At 71.2% G+C, this 16,067-nt stretch carries 16 protein-coding genes; 15 read left to right on the forward strand and 1 reads right to left on the reverse strand.

The features are described 5' to 3' along the window. The first annotated feature begins 16 nt into the window (after window positions 1–16). Entirely contained in the window at window positions 17–652 is a 636-nt protein-coding gene (locus FIP57_RS13855) for an MBL fold metallo-hydrolase (protein WP_148574020.1), read from the forward strand. A gap of 238 nt (window positions 653–890) precedes the next feature. Here FIP57_RS13855 and FIP57_RS13860 read toward each other — a convergent pair whose 3' ends face one another. Next, entirely contained in the window at window positions 891–2,141 is a 1,251-nt protein-coding gene (locus FIP57_RS13860; protein ID WP_148574021.1) for an isochorismate synthase, read from the reverse strand. A gap of 99 nt (window positions 2,142–2,240) precedes the next feature. Here FIP57_RS13860 and FIP57_RS13865 point away from each other — a divergent pair, with 99 nt between their 5' ends. The 14 genes from FIP57_RS13865 to nuoK all read left to right on the forward strand — a co-directional run bounded on the left by FIP57_RS13865 (window position 2,241) and on the right by nuoK (window position 16,064). Then, window positions 2,241–3,227: an aldo/keto reductase gene (locus FIP57_RS13865; RefSeq protein WP_148574022.1), complete on the forward strand. Its 987-nt coding sequence runs from the start codon at window positions 2,241–2,243 to the stop codon at window positions 3,225–3,227. Window positions 3,228–3,252: 25 nt separating this feature from the next. Beyond that, window positions 3,253–3,942 carry a demethylmenaquinone methyltransferase gene (locus FIP57_RS13870; protein ID WP_148574023.1) on the forward strand — a complete coding sequence of 230 codons (690 nt, stop codon included), beginning with the start codon at window positions 3,253–3,255 and terminating at the stop codon, window positions 3,940–3,942. 158 nt (window positions 3,943–4,100) lie between these two features. Then, the gene (locus tag FIP57_RS13875) at window positions 4,101–5,399 is read left to right on the forward strand and encodes a geranylgeranyl reductase family protein (protein WP_148574024.1); all 1,299 of its coding nucleotides are present in this window, start codon (window positions 4,101–4,103) and stop codon (window positions 5,397–5,399) included. A 73-nt stretch (window positions 5,400–5,472) separates the two neighbouring features. Further along, window positions 5,473–5,832, forward strand: a complete 360-nt coding sequence (locus tag FIP57_RS13880) for an NADH-quinone oxidoreductase subunit A (protein ID WP_148574025.1) — start codon at window positions 5,473–5,475, stop codon at window positions 5,830–5,832. A gap of 13 nt (window positions 5,833–5,845) precedes the next feature. Continuing rightward, on the forward strand, window positions 5,846–6,400 hold the full coding sequence (locus FIP57_RS13885) for a NuoB/complex I 20 kDa subunit family protein (protein WP_148574026.1): 555 nt from the start codon (window positions 5,846–5,848) through the stop codon (window positions 6,398–6,400). Window positions 6,401–6,474: 74 nt separating this feature from the next. Continuing rightward, entirely contained in the window at window positions 6,475–7,185 is a 711-nt protein-coding gene (locus FIP57_RS13890; RefSeq protein ID WP_203231268.1) for an NADH-quinone oxidoreductase subunit C, read from the forward strand. 23 nt (window positions 7,186–7,208) lie between these two features. Then, window positions 7,209–8,543, forward strand: coding sequence for an NADH-quinone oxidoreductase subunit D (locus tag FIP57_RS13895; protein WP_148574028.1), 1,335 nt, complete (start codon window positions 7,209–7,211; stop codon window positions 8,541–8,543). 52 nt (window positions 8,544–8,595) lie between these two features. Then, a complete protein-coding gene (gene nuoE, locus FIP57_RS13900; protein WP_148574029.1) occupies window positions 8,596–9,243 on the forward strand; it encodes an NADH-quinone oxidoreductase subunit NuoE in 648 nt (215 codons plus the stop codon). Further along, window positions 9,240–10,550, forward strand: coding sequence for an NADH-quinone oxidoreductase subunit NuoF (gene nuoF / locus FIP57_RS13905; RefSeq protein WP_148574030.1), 1,311 nt, complete (start codon window positions 9,240–9,242; stop codon window positions 10,548–10,550). The genes nuoE and nuoF overlap by 4 nt, the downstream gene beginning before the upstream one ends. Next, window positions 10,547–13,021, forward strand: coding sequence for an NADH-quinone oxidoreductase subunit G (locus tag FIP57_RS13910; protein ID WP_148574031.1), 2,475 nt, complete (start codon window positions 10,547–10,549; stop codon window positions 13,019–13,021). Before nuoF ends, FIP57_RS13910 begins: the two co-directional genes overlap by 4 nt. Window positions 13,022–13,023: 2 nt before the next feature. Next, the gene (gene nuoH, locus FIP57_RS13915; protein ID WP_148574221.1) at window positions 13,024–14,343 is read left to right on the forward strand and encodes an NADH-quinone oxidoreductase subunit NuoH; all 1,320 of its coding nucleotides are present in this window, start codon (window positions 13,024–13,026) and stop codon (window positions 14,341–14,343) included. Then, window positions 14,343–14,891, forward strand: coding sequence for an NADH-quinone oxidoreductase subunit NuoI (gene nuoI / locus FIP57_RS13920; protein ID WP_148574032.1), 549 nt, complete (start codon window positions 14,343–14,345; stop codon window positions 14,889–14,891). The genes nuoH and nuoI overlap by 1 nt, the downstream gene beginning before the upstream one ends. 49 nt (window positions 14,892–14,940) lie before the next feature. After that, window positions 14,941–15,765: an NADH-quinone oxidoreductase subunit J gene (locus tag FIP57_RS13925; RefSeq protein WP_148574033.1), complete on the forward strand. Its 825-nt coding sequence runs from the start codon at window positions 14,941–14,943 to the stop codon at window positions 15,763–15,765. Then, complete coding sequence (gene nuoK, locus FIP57_RS13930; protein ID WP_148574034.1) at window positions 15,765–16,064, forward strand: NADH-quinone oxidoreductase subunit NuoK; 300 nt, start codon at window positions 15,765–15,767, stop codon at window positions 16,062–16,064. Before FIP57_RS13925 ends, nuoK begins: the two co-directional genes overlap by 1 nt. Window positions 16,065–16,067 lie beyond the last annotated feature (3 nt).

Here is a 16,067-nt window from a genome sequence, read left to right on the forward strand (position 1 = left end):
TGGTTGCATGGGGCGGATGAGGATCACGAAGTTCGGCCACTCCTGCGTCCGCCTCTCCGCGACCTCCGACGTCGTCATCGACCCGGGCGGCTGGTCGGAGCGCGAGGCCCTCGACGGCGTCGCCGCCGTGCTGGTCACCCACGAGCACCCCGACCACTGGACGGTCGACCAGCTCCGTGCGACGGACGCTCCGGTCTTCACGATCGCCGCCGTCGCCGACCGGATCCGGGACGCCGACCCGGTGGTGGCCGAGCGCCTGACCGTCGTACGGCCGGGGGAGGAGCTCGACGTCGCCGGCTTCTCGGTCCGCGTCATCGGTGAGAAGCACGCCGTCATCCACCCGGAGCTCACCCACTTCGACAACTCCGGCTACTTGGTGTCGGACGGTGACTCGACCTTGTTCCACCCGGGCGACTCGTTCACCCGCCCCGGCCAGCAGGTCGACGTCTTCTGCGCCCCGGCCTGTGCCCCCTGGGCCAAGATGTCCGAGCTCGTCGACCTGGCCCGCGACGTGGCCGCGCCACGCTCGCTGGCCATCCACGACAAGGTCTACAGCGACCTCGGGCTCGGCGTCGTCGACCGCACGATGGGGCAGTTCCTCGAGCCCGTCGGCTCGACCTGGCACCGCCTGGAGCCCGGCTCCGACCTCTGACCGCCGAGTCGTCGCATCTTCACGGTCGGGGAGCGCCGAGTCGTCGCATCTTCCTGGTCCGGCCGCGGGAGCGGTGGGAGTCGGCCCCCCCGTGGTGCACCAGATTCCCACCGATCCGGCACGCCCTTGCCCGAGACGTGCGCGCGACTGGTGAAGATGCGACGACTCGACGCCGCTACCGGGTGAAGATGCGACGACTCGGCGTCGATCCGGCGTGAAGATGCGACGGGTCGGCGGGCTAGGTGGTGAGGGCGTTGACCACGGGGACGAACTTGGCCCGGGCCTCCGCGAGCTCGGCGGCGGGGTCGGAGTCGGCGACGATGCCGCACCCCGCGAAGAGCCGGACGGTCGAACCGGACAGGTGGCCGGACCGGAGCGCGATGCCCCACTCGCCGTCGCCGGAGCCGTCCATCCAGCCGACCGGTCCCGCGTAGCGGCCCCGGTCCATCCCCTCGATCTCCGCGATCAGCCGGGTGGCCGACGCGGTCGGGGTGCCGCCCACGGCTGCGGACGGGTGCAGGGCGGCGGCGAGCTCGAGGGAGGAGGCGCCGTCCTCGATCACCCCGGCCACGTCGGTGGCGAGGTGCATGACGTTGGGCAGGTGGAGGACGAACGGCGCCTCGGGGACGTTCATCGACGTGCAGTGCGGGGCGAGGGCGTCGGCCACCGAGCGGACGGCGTACTCGTGCTCCTCGAGGTCCTTCGAGGACCTGGCCAGCGACGCGGCGAGCTGGAGGTCGCGGGCGTCGTCGCCGGTGCGGCGGATGGTGCCGGCGAGCACCCGCGAGGTGACGAGGCCGCGCTCGCGGCGCACCAGCATCTCCGGGGTCGCACCGAAGAGCGAGTCGACGTGGAAGGTCCAGCAGGAGGGGTACTCCTCCGACAGCCGCTGCAGCGGCCACCGCACGTCGACCGGCGCGGAGGCGTGGGCCAGCAGGTCCCGCGCGAGGACGACTTTCTCGAGCTCACCCGCGGCGATCCGGCGTACGGCGTCCGCGACCACGGCCTGCCACTGCGCCCCGTCGAGCGACCCGTCGGAGAACGTGACGTCCTCCGGCGCCGGGGGCGGGGACGCGACGTGCAGGTCGGTCGGGGCGGTGATCGACGCCGCGGCGATGTGGGTGACCCAGCAGTGGCCGTCGCGGCGCCCCACGACCACCTCCGGTACGACGAGGGTGCTGTCGCCGGGCTCGTCGGCGAAGGCGAACGATCCGAAGGCGAGGAGCCCCGACCCTGGCGCGGAGACCTCGTCGCGGACCACGGCCCGCCGGCGGAGCCCGTCCCACCAGTCGTGGGCGTCGGCGAACCGGGTGGCCCCGGAGGTGCGGACCTGGGCGGCGACGCCCCACCCGACGACGCCGTCGCCCCGGCGGACCCAGGCGACCAGCTCGTCCTCGGGCAGCAGCGCCAGGAGGTCCCCGGGATCCTCGACGGGGACGGTGCGGACGACGAGCGAGATGGCGTCGTGCTGCGCCGGGCTGGTCGTCACGAGGGAACAGCCTACGGTCCCGCGACCAACGTCCCGTGCAGGGTTGAGCACGGGGGGATGCTGACCTGTGCGCACGATCACACGAGCCGGAGGGTGAGCATGAGGACGACCAGCTGGGGGAGCCAGGGGCTGACCGCGAGCGTCGAGGGGCTGGGCGCGATGGGGATGAGCGCGTTCTACGGCGGCCGCGACGACGAGGAGTCCGCGGCCACGCTCAACCGGGCGCTCGACCTCGGCGTCACGCTCATCGACACCGCCGAGCTCTACGGACCGTTCACCAACGAGCAGCTCATCGGCCGTGCCGTCGGCCACCGCCGCGACGAGTTCGCGATCGCCACGAAGTTCGCCAAGCGCGTCGAGGACGACGGCACGATCGGTCCGCCGGACGGCAGCCCCGCCTACGCGCGCCGGGCCCTCGAGCGGAGCCTGCGCAACCTCGGCACCGACGTGATCGACCTCTACTACCTGCACCGGGTCGACCCGGCCACCCCGATCGAGGAGACGATCGGCGCGATGGGGGAGTTCGTCACCGAGGGCAAGGTCCGCTACCTCGGGATCTCCGAGGCCGCGCCGGAGACGATCCGCCGGGCGCACGCGACCCACCCGCTCACCGCGGTGCAGACGGAGTACTCCCTCTTCCAGCGCGAGCCCGAGACCGACGGCGTCCTCGAGACGACCCGCGAGCTCGGCATCGCGTTCGTCGCGTACTCGCCGCTGGGCCGTGGCGCCCTCACCGGTCGGATCACGCGGCCGGAGGACCTCCCCGAGGACGACTTCCGCCGCCGGAACCCGCGGTTCCAGGAGGAGGCGCTCGCCCACAACCTCCACATCGTCGAGAAGGTCCGGCAGGTCGCCGACGGCGTCGGGGCCACTTCCGGCCAGGTCGCGCTCGCCTGGGTGCTCGCCCAGGACGGGGTGGTCGCGATCCCGGGCACCAAGCGCCGCACGTACCTCGAGGAGAACGTCGCGGCCGCGGACCTGGAGCTGACCGCCGAGCAGCTGCGGGCGCTCGACGAGGCGGCCCCGGTCGGATCCGTCCAGGGGCAGCGGTACGACGACGCCAGCATGGCCCAGGTCCACCTCTGACCTCGCGGCTCCATAGAGTGGCCGGGTGACGCGAGCCGACCTGGACAAGAAGCCCGCCGACGTCGCGGCGATGTTCGACGGCGTCGCGAAGCGCTACGACGTGACCAACGACGTGCTGTCGCTGGGCCAGGACCGCCGGTGGCGTGGAGCCGTGGTCCGGGCGGTGGCGCCGCAGCCGGGGGAGAAGGTGCTCGACCTCGCCGCCGGCACCGGCACCTCGAGCGAGCCGTTCGAGGAGGCCGGGGCGCTGGTCGTCCCGTGCGACTTCAGCCAGGGGATGCTGCAGGTCGGCAAGGGCGCCCGTCCGTGGCTCCCCTTCGTCGCCGGGGACGCGACGCGGCTGCCGTTCGCCGACGCGTCGTTCGACGCGGTGACGATCTCGTTCGGGCTGCGCAACATCGTCGACCCCGACGCCGGGTTGCGGGAGATGCTCCGGGTGACCCGGCCCGGCGGGCGGCTGGTGGTCTGCGAGTTCAGCTCCCCGACCTGGTCGCCGTTCCGCACCGTCTACCTCGAGTACCTCATGAAGGCGCTCCCCGCGATCGCCCGCGCGGTCTCCTCCAACCCCGAGGCCTACGTCTACCTGGCCGAGTCGATCCGGGCCTGGCCGGACCAGCCCGGGCTCGCCCGGCGGATCGAGGCGGCGGGGTGGCAGGGTGCGGAGTGGACCAACCTCTCGGGCGGCATCGTGGCGCTCCACCGGGCCCGCCGGTGAGGCGTCTTTACGCAAGGGTGTCGTGACGAAAAAGCCCAGGTGAGCCCGCGTTCGCGGATCCCGTTTCGGGCCCTTAGACTGTGCCCCGAGGCTCTCGTGAAAGTCTTCACAAGGTCACGATCCGCCCACCTCCACCCCCGTTTGGAAAGGCGTCCACGATGCCCCGGACCACCGCTGACGAGCGGCAGGCCGATGTCATCGTCGTCGGGGCCGGACCGGCGGGCTCGGCCACGGCCTACCACCTCGCCCAGGCCGGAGCGGACGTCCTGCTCCTGGAGAAGGCAGCCTTCCCCCGCGACAAGATCTGCGGCGACGGGCTGACGCCGCGCGCGGTCAAGCAGTTGGTCTCCATGGGGTTCGACCTCGACGAGCCCGGCTGGCAGAAGAACCGCGGGCTGCGGATCGTCGGCGCCGGCCACCGGCTGGAGCTCCCGTGGCCCGAGCTCACCAGCTTCCCGCCGTACGGCGCGGTGCGGACCCGGATGGACCTCGACGAGCTGCTCGCCCGCCACGCGGAGAAGGCCGGCGCCCGGCTCACCGAGCGCACCGCGGTCACCGGCCCCGTCATCGACGAGCGCACCGGCCGCGTGGTCGGCGTGACCGCCAAGCCGGTCGACGACCGCGGCCGCCGCACCGGTGACGACGTGACCTACCGGGCTCCGGTCGTGGTCGCCTGCGACGGCGTCTCGTCCCGGCTCGCCACCAGCCTCGGGCTCGAGCGCCGCGAGAACCGTCCGATGGCGGTCGCGGTCCGCGCCTACTACACGACCCCGCGCCACGACGACCCGTGGATGGAGTCCTGGCTGGAGCTGTGGGACGGCACGCCGGGGCAGAGCAACCTGCTGCCCGGCTACGGCTGGATCTTCGGCGTCGGGGACGGCACCGCCAACGTCGGGCTCGGCATCCTCAACACCTCGCCGGCGTTCCAGACCGTCGACTACAAGGACCTCCTGGTGCGCTGGCTCGCCAACACCCCGGAGGAGTGGGGGTTCCGCGAGCAGAACCTCGTCGGCCAGGTGCGCTCCGCCGCGTTGCCGATGGGGTTCAACCGCAAGCCGCACTACACCCGCGGGATGCTGCTGGTCGGCGACTCCGGCGGCATGGTGAACCCGTTCAACGGCGAGGGCATCGACTACGCCCTCGAGTCCGGCCACCTGGCGGCGGAGACGGTCCTCCAGGCGCTCGCCCGCGAGGAGGGCCCCGCCCGAGAGCGCGTCCTGCAGGGGTACGCCGCGGCGCTCGACTCGGCCTACGGCGGTTACTTCACCTTGGGGCGGGTGTTCGCGAAGATGATCGGCAACCCCACGTTCATGAAGCAGGCGACCCGCTACGGGCTGCCGCGCCACGCCCTGATGCGCTTCATGCTCAAGCTGATGGCGAACCTGACCGACCCGCGCGACGGTGACGTGAGCGACCGCGTCATCAACGGGCTCAGCCGGCTGGCGCCGACGGCCTGACCTGCACCGCCAGGCACCACCAGATCGACCACCACACAGCACCGAGAGAGAACAGGAAGGGAGGTCCGGGCTCGTGGAGCTCTACACCCCCGTCATCGCGCTGGCAGCGATCGCTGCCGGCTTCGCGGTGTTCTCCATTGTCATGAGCGTGGCCACCGGGCCGCGGCGCTACAACCGCGCCAAGCTCGACTCCTACGAGTGCGGCATCGAGCCCACCCCGCAGCCGATCGGCGGCGGTCGCGTGCCGGTGAAGTACTTCATCACCGCGATGCTGTTCATCGTCTTCGACATCGAGATCATCTTCCTGTACCCGTGGGCCGTCGCGTTCGACGCGATGGGCATCTTCGGGCTCGTCGAGATGGTGCTCTTCATCGCCACGGTCGCGATCGCCTACGTCTACGTGTGGCGGCGCGGCGGGCTCGAGTGGGACTGAGGAAGGACGACTCATGGGCATCGAGGAGAAGCTCCCCAGCGGGGTGCTGCTGACCACCGTCGAGGGGGTCGCCGGCTACTTCCGCAAGGCGTCGTTCTGGCCCGCGACGTTCGGGCTCGCCTGCTGCGCGATCGAGATGATGACCAGCGGCGGCCCGCGCTACGACCTCGCGCGCTACGGCATGGAGGTCTTCCGGGCATCGCCGCGCCAGGCCGACCTGATGATCGTCGCCGGTCGGGTGAGCCAGAAGATGGCACCGGTCCTGCGGCAGATCTACGACCAGATGGCCGAGCCCAAGTGGGTGCTGGCGATGGGCGTCTGCGCGTCGTCGGGCGGGATGTTCAACAACTACGCGATCGTGCAGGGCGTCGACCACGTCGTCCCGGTCGACATGTACCTCCCCGGCTGCCCGCCCCGGCCGGAGATGCTCATCGACGCGATCCTCAAGCTCCACGACCAGGTGCAGCACACCAAGCTCGGCGTGAACCGCCAGCGCGAGGTCCTCGAGCAGGAGACCCAGCAGCTCAACGCGCTGCCGACCTCGGAGATGAAGGGGTTGCTCCGATGACGAACGACCCCGGCAGGGACGGCCGCACGCACGACGCGACCACCAGCGGCAGCAACGAGGGCAGCACCACCGGGATGCCGAGCGAGGGCACGCCTCCGGGCGGGCTGCCGGTCACCCCGGGCGACCACCTCCACGAGGTCGTCGGCACCCGCCGCGGGATGTTCGGCGTCCAGGGCAGCGGCGACACCTCCGGCTACGGCGGGCTGGTCAGCCCGGTCGCCATGCCGGGCGGCTCCGAGCCGCCGTACGGCGGTTGGTTCGACGACGTGGCCCGGGCGCTGGCTGACGGGCTGGCCGAGCGCGGGCTCCCCGACGCGGTGGAGAAGGTGGTCGTCCACAGGGGGGAGATCACGTTCTTCGTCCGCCGCGAGCGGCTGCTGGAGACGGCCCGGCTGCTCCGCGACGCCGAGACGCTGCGCTTCGAGATGTGCCTCGGCGTCAGCGGCGTGCACTACCCCAACGACCAGGGGCGCGAGCTCCACGCGGTCTACCACCTGCTGTCGATGACGCACAACCGGCGGATCCGGCTCGAAGTCGTCTGCCCCGACGCCGACCCGCACATCCCGTCGGTCGTCTCGGTCTACCCGACCAACGACTGGCACGAGCGGGAGACCTACGACTTCTTCGGCATCGTCTTCGACGGCCACCCCGCGCTGACCCGCATCGAGATGCCGGACGACTGGCCGGGCCACCCGCAACGCAAGGACTACCCGCTGGGCGGCATCCCGGTGGAGTACAAGGGCGCGACGATCCCGCCGCCGGACACCCGGAGGGCCTACAACTGATGGTTTCGACAAGCACCAACGACATGAACGACCCGTACGGCGCCGCGGAGTCCGAGACCACGCAGGGCCGTGTCTTCACCGTCACCGGCCAGGACTGGGACTCCGTCGTCCAGGGCGTGGCCGAGGAGGCCGACGACCGCGTCGTGGTCAACATGGGTCCGCAGCACCCGTCGACCCACGGCGTGCTCCGGCTGATCCTCGAGCTCGACGGCGAGACGGTGACCGAGGCCCGCGCCGGCATCGGCTACCTGCACACCGGCATCGAGAAGAACATGGAGTTCCGCTCCTGGGTGCAGGGCGTCACCTTCTGCACCCGGATGGACTACCTGGCGCCGTTCCACAACGAGCTGACCTACTGCCTCGGCGTCGAGCGGCTCCTCGGGATCGAGGACGACATCCCGGAGGCCGCGCAGGTCATGCGGGTCCTGCTCTCCGAGCTCAACCGCATCTCCTCCCACCTCGTCGCGATCGCGACCGGTGGCATGGAGATCGGCGCGCTGACCGTGATGACCATCGGGTTCCGCGAGCGCGAGCTGGTCCTCGACCTGTTCGAGCTGATCACCGGGCTCCGCATGAACCACGCGTTCATCCGCCCCGGCGGGGTCGCCCAGCAGATGCCGCCCGGCGCGCTGGACCAGATCCGCGAGTTCATCGCGCTGATGAAGAAGCGGCTGCCCGAGTACGCCGCGCTCTGCAACGCCAACCCGATCTTCAAGGGGCGGCTCGAAGGGGTCGGCTACCTCGACCTCGCCGGCTGCATGGCGCTCGGCATCACCGGGCCGGTGCTCCGGTCGACCGGCTATCCGTGGGACCTCCGCAAGACCCAGCCCTACAGCGGCTACGAGGACTACGAGTTCGACGTGGTCACCTGGGACACCTGCGACTCCTACGGCCGGTTCCGGATCCGCCTCGAGGAGATGTGGCAGTCGCTGCGCATCGTCGAGCAGTGCGCCGACCGGCTCGAGGGGCTCGTCGGGGCGCCGGTGATGGTCGGCGACAAGAAGATCGCCTGGCCCTCGCAGCTCGCGGTGGGCGCCGACGGCATGGGCAACAGCCTCGACCACATCAAGCACATCATGGGCGAGTCGATGGAGGCCCTGATCCATCACTTCAAGCTGGTGACCGAGGGGTTCCGCGTCCCGGCCGGCCAGGCCTACGTGCCGGTCGAGTCGCCACGTGGCGAGCTCGGTGCGCACGTCGTCTCCGACGGTGGCACTCGCCCCTACCGGGCGCACTTCCGGGACCCGTCGTTCACCAACCTGCAGGCGACCTCGGTGATGTCGGAGGGCGGCATGGTCGCCGACGTCATCGTCGCGATCGCCTCGATCGACCCGGTCATGGGAGGCGTCGACCGATGATCCTCACCCCACGAAACTGCTCGCTTCGCTCACACTTCCGCGGGGACCCCGAATGATCACCGACGAGACCAAGGCGGAGCTGCGCGAGATCGCGGCCCGCTACCCCCAGCCCCGCTCGGGGCTGCTCCCGATGCTCCACCTGGTGCAGAGCGCCGAGGGGCGCGTGACCGCCGAGGGCATCGAGGCGTGCGCCGAGATCCTCGGGATCACCGCGGCGGAGGTGTCCGGCGTCGCGACCTTCTACACGATGTACAAGCGGCGCCCGATGGGCGACTACCACGTCGGCGTCTGCACCAACACGCTCTGCGCGGTGATGGGCGGCGACGTGATCTTCGAGCGGCTCAAGGAGCACCTCGGCGTCGGCAACGACGAGACCACCGAGGACGGCAAGATCACCCTCGAGCACGTCGAGTGCAACGCCGCCTGCGACTATGCCCCGGTCGTCATGGTCAACTGGGAGTTCATGGACAACCAGACGCCCGAGTCGGCGACGAGGCTGGTCGACGACCTGCGGGCGGGGTCCGAGGTCCGCTCCACCCGGGGTCCGCGGATCTGCACCTGGCGCGAGGCCGAGCGGGTGCTCGCCGGCTTCGACGACGGCCTCGCCGACGAGGGCCCCGCCGCCGGTCCGGCGACCCTGGTGGGGTTGGAGATCGCGCGCGAGAACGGCTGGAAGGCCCCCGAGGGAGGACAGCAGTGACCAACGTGCTCACCCCCGTCCTGTCGGACAACTGGGACGCCGACCGCCCCTGGACCCGTGAGTCCTACGAGCGTTCCGGCGGCTACCAGGCGCTCGACACGGCGCTGCGGATGCAGCCCGACGAGATCGTCGCGCTGGTCAAGGAGTCCGGGCTCCGCGGCCGCGGCGGTGCGGGCTTCGCGACCGGCATGAAGTGGGGGTTCATCCCCAAGGACAACCCGAACCCGAAGTACCTCGTCGTCAACGCCGACGAGTCGGAGCCGGGCACCTGCAAGGACATCCCGCTGATGATGGCCAGCCCGCACACCCTGGTGGAGGGAGTGGTGATCTCGTCGTACGCGATCGGGGCCCACACCGCCTTCATCTACGTGCGCGGCGAGGTCCTCCACGTGATCCGCCGGCTCCGCGCGGCGGTGCAGGAGGCCTACGCCGCCGGTCACCTCGGCAAGAACATCCACGGCACCGGCTACGACCTCGACGTGATCGTGCACGCCGGCGCGGGCGCCTACATCTGCGGTGAGGAGACGGCGCTGCTCGACTCGCTCGAGGGGCGCAGGGGCCAGCCGCGGCTGCGCCCGCCGTTCCCCGCGGTGGCCGGGCTCTACGCGTCGCCGACCGTGATCAACAACGTCGAGTCGATCGCGACCGTCCCGAGCATCGTCCGCAACGGCGCCGAGTGGTTCGGCTCGATGGGCACCGAGAAGAGCAAGGGGATGACCCTCTACTCGCTGTCCGGCCACGTCACCCGCCCGGGGCAGTACGAAGCCCCACTCGGCATCACCCTCCGCGAGCTGCTCGACCTCGCCGGCGGTGTCCGCAACGGCCACAAGCTGAAGTTCTGGACCCCCGGCGGCTCGTCCACGCCACTGCTGACCGACGAGCACCTCGACGTCCCCCTCGACTACGAAGGGGTCGGCGCGGCCGGCTCGATGCTCGGCACCAAGGCGCTGCAGATCTTCGACGAGACCACCTGCGTGGTCCGCGCCGTGCTGCGGTGGACCGAGTTCTACAAGCACGAGTCCTGCGGCAAGTGCACCCCCTGCCGTGAAGGCACCTGGTGGCTCGTGCAGGTCCTCGCCCGCCTCGAGAAGGGGCAGGGCAGCGAGGAGGACCTCGACCAGCTGCTCGACCAGTGCGACAACATCCTCGGCCGCTCGTTCTGCGCGCTGGCCGACGGTGCGGTCAGCCCGATCGACTCCTCGTTGAAGTTCTTCCGCGACGAGTACGTCGAGCACCTCCGTCAGGGTGGCTGCCCCTTCGACCCGATGGCCTCCACCCTCTTCAGCCCCGTGGGAGCAACGGCATGACGGTCACCCCCAGCAAGGCGGGATCGAACGCACCTGCACCGCAGGACCTGGTCACGCTGACGATCGACGGCATCGAGACCAGCGTGCCCAAGGGCACGCTGGTGATCCGGGCCGCCGAGCAGATCGGCGTGCAGATCCCGCGATTCTGCGACCACCCGCTCCTCGCCCCCGTCGGCGCCTGCCGGCAGTGCCTGGTCGAGGTGGCGATGCCCGGCCCCGACGGCGAGCTGCGCACGATGATGGGCCCGCCCGGGCGCGTCAAGCCGCAGGCCTCCTGCACGCTGCCGGTCGCCGAGGGGATGCAGGTCAAGACCCAGCTGACCTCGCCCATCGCCGACAAGGCGCAGCAGGGCGTCATGGAGCAGCTGCTGATCAACCACCCGCTCGACTGCCCGGTCTGCGACAAGGGCGGCGAGTGCCCGCTGCAGAACCAGGCGATGACCAACGGTCGCGGGGAGAGCCGGTTCCAGGAGGTGAAGCGGACCTTCCCCAAGCCGATCAACATCTCCGCGCAGGTGCTGCTCGACCGTGAGCGGTGCGTCCTCTGCGCCCGGTGCACCCGGTTCTCCGAGCAGGTCGCCGGCGACCCGTTCATCGCGCTCGTCGAGCGCGGGGCCCTGCAGCAGGTCGGGATCTACGAGAAGGAGCCTTACCGCTCCAACTTCTCCGGCAACGTCATCCAGATCTGCCCGGTCGGCGCCCTCACCTCCGCCGACTACCGGTTCCGGGCCCGCCCCTTCGACCTGGTCTCCACCCCTTCGGTGGCCGAGCACGACTCGGGTGGCGCGGCGATCCGCGTCGACCACCGGCGCGGCAAGGTCGTGCGCCGGCTGGCGTGGAACGACCCCGAGGTCAACGAGGAGTGGATCACCGACAAGGACCGGTTCGCCTTCCACTACGCGAACCGCCCCGACCGGCTGACCCACCCGCAGGTCCGTGACGGGGAGACCGGCGAGCTCCGCCCGGCCTCCTGGCCGGAGGCCTTCGCGGTCGCCGCCCGCGGGCTGCGGGCCGCCGGGCGCGTCGGCGTGCTGACCGGTGGGCGGCTCACCCGCGAGGACGCCTACGGCTACGCCAAGTTCGCGCGGGTCGCGCTGGGCACCAACGACATCGACTTCCGCAGCCGTCCGGCGTCGGCGGAGGAGGAGCAGTTCCTGGCCTCGCGCGTCGCCGGCCGCGGCCTCGGGGTGACCTACACCGACCTCGAGCGGGCCAACGCCGTCGTGCTCCTCGGCCTCGAGCCCGAGGAGGAGGCCGGCACCCTGTTCCTCCGGCTTCGCAAGGCCTACCGGGCCGGCGGGACGCGGATCTTCGCGGTGGCGCCGTTCACCAGCAACGGGCTGCGCAAGCTCGGTGCGACGGTCGTCAAGGCGGCCCCTGGTGAGGAGGTGCCGGCGATCGAGCAGCTCGCGCACGACGGCGAGCTGGCCCTCGACGGCGGCGGCGTGATCCTCGTCGGCGAGCGGCTCGCGACCGTCCCCGGTGCGCTCAGCGCCGTGGCGGTGCTGGCCTCGCAGACCGGCGCCCGGCTCGCCTGGGTGCCGCGCCGCGCCGGTGACCGCGGCGCCCTCGACGCAGGTTGCCTCGGCTCGGTGCTTCCCGGTGGCCGTCCGCTGGCCGACGCCGGTGCGCGCGTCGACGTCGGCGCCGTCTGGGGTTCCACGGTGCCGACCGTGCCCGGCCGCGACACCGACGGGATCCTGGCGGCCGCCGCTGCCGGTGAGCTGGGCGGCCTCGTGGTCGCCGGCGTGGACCTCGACGACCTCGCCGACCCCACGGCGGCCCGCGCCGCGGTGGCTTCGGCAGGGTTCGTGGTGAGCCTCGAGCTCCGCGCCAGCGCGGTCACCGAGCACGCCGACGTGGTCTTCCCGGTGGCCCCGGTCGCCGAGAAGCCCGGCAGCTTCGTCAGCTGGGAGGGGCGGGTCCGTCCCTTCGAGAAGGTCCTGGAGGGGAGCAACGCCGTACCCGACGTGCGGGTGCTCGCCGGCATCGCCGACGAGCTCGGCACGCCGCTGGGGTTCCAGACCATCGAGGCGGCCGCGGCCGAGCTCGACGAGTTCGCGAGCTGGGACGGCGAGCGGGCCGCGGACCCGACGGTCGCGGCGAGCCCGGCTGCTCCCGCGCCGGCCGGCAGCCACCGGCTGGCGACCTGGAAGACGATGATCGGCGACGGCCCGATGCAGGACGGCGACCCGGCCTACCACGCCAGCGGCCCCACGCCGACGGTGCTGGTGAGCGCCGCGACGCTGGAGTCCCTCGGCGCGGCCGTCGGTGACCAGGTCGAGCTGTCGACCGACACCGGCACCGCGGTCCTGGCGGTCGGCGTGGCCGACCTCGCCGACGACGTGGTGTGGGCACCGACGAGCAGCGGCGGGGTGAACCTCGGCCGTGACCTGGGTGCCGGGGCGGGCTCCGCCGTCCGGCTCTCCCTGGTGCCGGCTGCGGCACCGGCCGTGCAGGAGGCGATGTGACCATGTCGGCGACCACGATGGTCCGCGCCGCGGACGACCTCAGCGCCTTCGGTGGCGACTCCGTGTGGGTGGTGCTCCTCAAGGCGCTGCTGATCTTCGTCGTCCTCGTGCTGCTGACGCTGTTCAACATCTGGTGGGAGCGCCGGGTCGTGGCCCGGATGCAGCACCGGATCGGGCCCAACATGCACGGCCCGTTCGGGTTGCTGCAGAGCCTGGCCGACGGCGTGAAGCTCGCGCTCAAGGAGGACATCACCCCGAAGGCCGCCGACAAAGTGGTGTTCGTGCTCGCGCCGGTGATCGCGGTGATCCCCGCGTTCGTCGCGTGGGCGGTGATCCCGCTCGGCCCCGAGGTGCGGATCCCGTTCACCGACACGGTGACGCCGCTGCAGCTGACCGACATGCCGGTGGCGGTGCTGTTCGTGCTCGCCGTCGCGTCGGTCGGGATCTACGGGATCGTGCTCGGCGGCTGGTCCTCCGGGTCGACGTACTCCCTGCTCGGCGGGTTGCGCAGCAGCGCGCAGATGATCTCCTACGAGGTCGCGATGGGGCTCGCGCTCGTCGCGGTGTTCCTCTACGCCGGCTCGATGTCGACCTCGGAGATCGTCGAGGCGCAGAAGGACGTCTGGTACGGCTTCATCCTCGTGCCCTCGTTCGTGATCTACGTGATCGCGATGGTGGGGGAGACCAACCGCGCGCCGTTCGACCTCCCCGAGGCCGAGGGCGAGCTGGTCGGTGGCTTCCACACCGAGTACTCCTCGCTGAAGTTCGCGCTGTTCTTCCTCGCCGAGTACGTCAACATGGGCACCGTCGCGGCGCTCGCCACCACGCTGTTCCTGGGCGGCTGGCACGCTCCGTGGCCGATCAGCATCTGGGACGGCGCCAACGAGGGTTACTGGCCGGTGCTCTGGTTCTTCGGCAAGGTCCTCTGCTTCATCTTCTTCTTCATCTGGCTGCGCGGCACCCTGCCGCGGCTCCGCTACGACCAGTTCATGGCGTTCGGCTGGAAGGTGCTCATCCCGTCGTCGCTGGCCTGGATCGTGGCGGTGGCCACCGTCCGCGCCGCGACCCTCGACGGCGGCATCGACCGGCGCTACATGCTCTACGCGATCGCCGCCGTGGCCGTGCTGATGATCGGGCTGTTCCTCATCGGGGGCGGCGAGAAGGAGGAGGAGCCGGCCGAGGCCGAGCCGGAGCCCTTCGACGCGTTCGCCGGCGGTTACCCGGTGCCCCCGATGCCCGGCCAGGCCCCCGCGAGCCACCCGACCTCGACGATGTCGACCACCTCACCGGGTTCGTCCCCGGAGAGCCGACAGGAGAGCTGATGCCCACGCTCAAGGAGCAGTTCTGGGACCCGGTCGCCGGGTTCGGCGTGACCTTCCGGACGATGTTCCGCAAGGTCGTCACCGAGCAGTACCCGAAGGAGAAGAAGCCGACCGCCCCGCGGTTCCACGGCCGTCACCAGCTCAACCGCTGGCCCGACGGGCTGGAGAAGTGCATCGGCTGCGAGCTGTGCGCCTGGGCGTGCCCGGCCGACGCGATCTACGTCGAGGGTGCCTCGAACACCGAGGACGCCCGCTTCTCGCCGGGTGAGCGCTACGGCCGCGTCTACCAGATCAACTACCTGCGCTGCATCCTGTGCGGGCTCTGCATCGAGGCGTGCCCGACCCGGGCGCTCACGATGACCAACGAGTACGAGCTCGCCGACGCCACCCGCGAGGACCTGATCTACGAGAAGCAGGACCTGCTCGCCCCGCTGCTCCCCGGCATGGAGCAGCCGCCGCACCCGATGCGGCTCGGCAACGACGACGGCGACTACTACCGCGGCACGTTCCGCCGGCAGGACGACGAGACGGGGGAGGCCACCCAGTGAGCACCCCACGAAAGACCTCGCTCCGCTCGCTCCTCCGAGGGGACCCCGCATGACCGCCTTCTGGATCCTCGCGCCGATCATGGTGCTCGCCGCGCTCGGCATCCTCGTCGTGCGCAAGGCGGTGCACGCCGCCCTGCTGCTCGCCGTGGTGATGGTGAGCCTGGCGATCCTCTACCTCGTGCAGGACGCCCCGTTCCTCTTCGCGGTGCAGATCATCGTCTACACCGGCGCGATCCTGATGCTGTTCCTCTTCGTGGTGATGCTCGTCGGCGTCGACGCCTCCGACTCCCTCGTCGAGACGATCCGCGGTCAGCGTGCCCTCGCGCTCGTCATCGGGCTCCTCTTCGGCGTCACCGTGGTCATCGGCATCGCGCAGGTCTCGGTCGGCGCGATCGCCGGCATGGACACCGCGAACGCCGACGGCAACGTGCAGGGGCTCGCCGAGCTGCTCTTCACCAGCTACGTCTTCGCCTTCGAGGCGACCAGCGCGCTGTTGATCACCGCGGCGGTCGGCGCGATGGTGCTCGCCCACCGCGAGCGGCTCGTCCCGAAGCCGTCGCAGACCGACCTCGCGAAGAAGCGCATGCGCGACTACGCCGAGCACGGCCGGCACCCCGGCCCGCTGCCCAACCCCGGTGTGTACGCACGGCACAACGCCGTCGACACCCCGGCGCTGCTCCCCGACGGCACCCCGGCCGAGAGCTCGGTCTCCCGCGTGCTCTCCGCCCGCGGGACGGTGAAGACCGCCCCCGAGGTCGCCGACGACGTGGTGGCGCTCGTGGAGCGGGACAACCACTCGACCGCCGGAGCGCGCCCGACCCGGGCCGCGAGCCCGGCCTCGAGCGACGACACCGACGGTGAGGAGGTGCGCTGATGGAGGCCGAGCCGTTCATCGTGCTGTCCGCGATCCTGTTCACCATCGGCGGCGTGGGCGTGCTGACCCGGCGCAACGCGATCGTGGTCTTCATGTGCGTCGAGCTGATGCTCAACGCCTGCAACCTCGCGTTGGTGACGTTCGCGCGCGTCCACGGCAACCTCGACGGTCAGGTCGCGGCCTTCTTCGTGATGGTCGTCGCCGCCGCCGAGGTGGTGGTCGGGCTCGCGATCATCATGACCATCTTCCGCACCCGTCGTTCGGCCTCGGTCGACGACGCGAGCCTGCTGAAGTACTGAGAG

It is taken from the genome of Nocardioides caldifontis (assembly GCF_008087345.1).
GTDB lineage: Bacteria > Actinomycetota > Actinomycetes > Propionibacteriales > Nocardioidaceae > Marmoricola_A > Marmoricola_A caldifontis.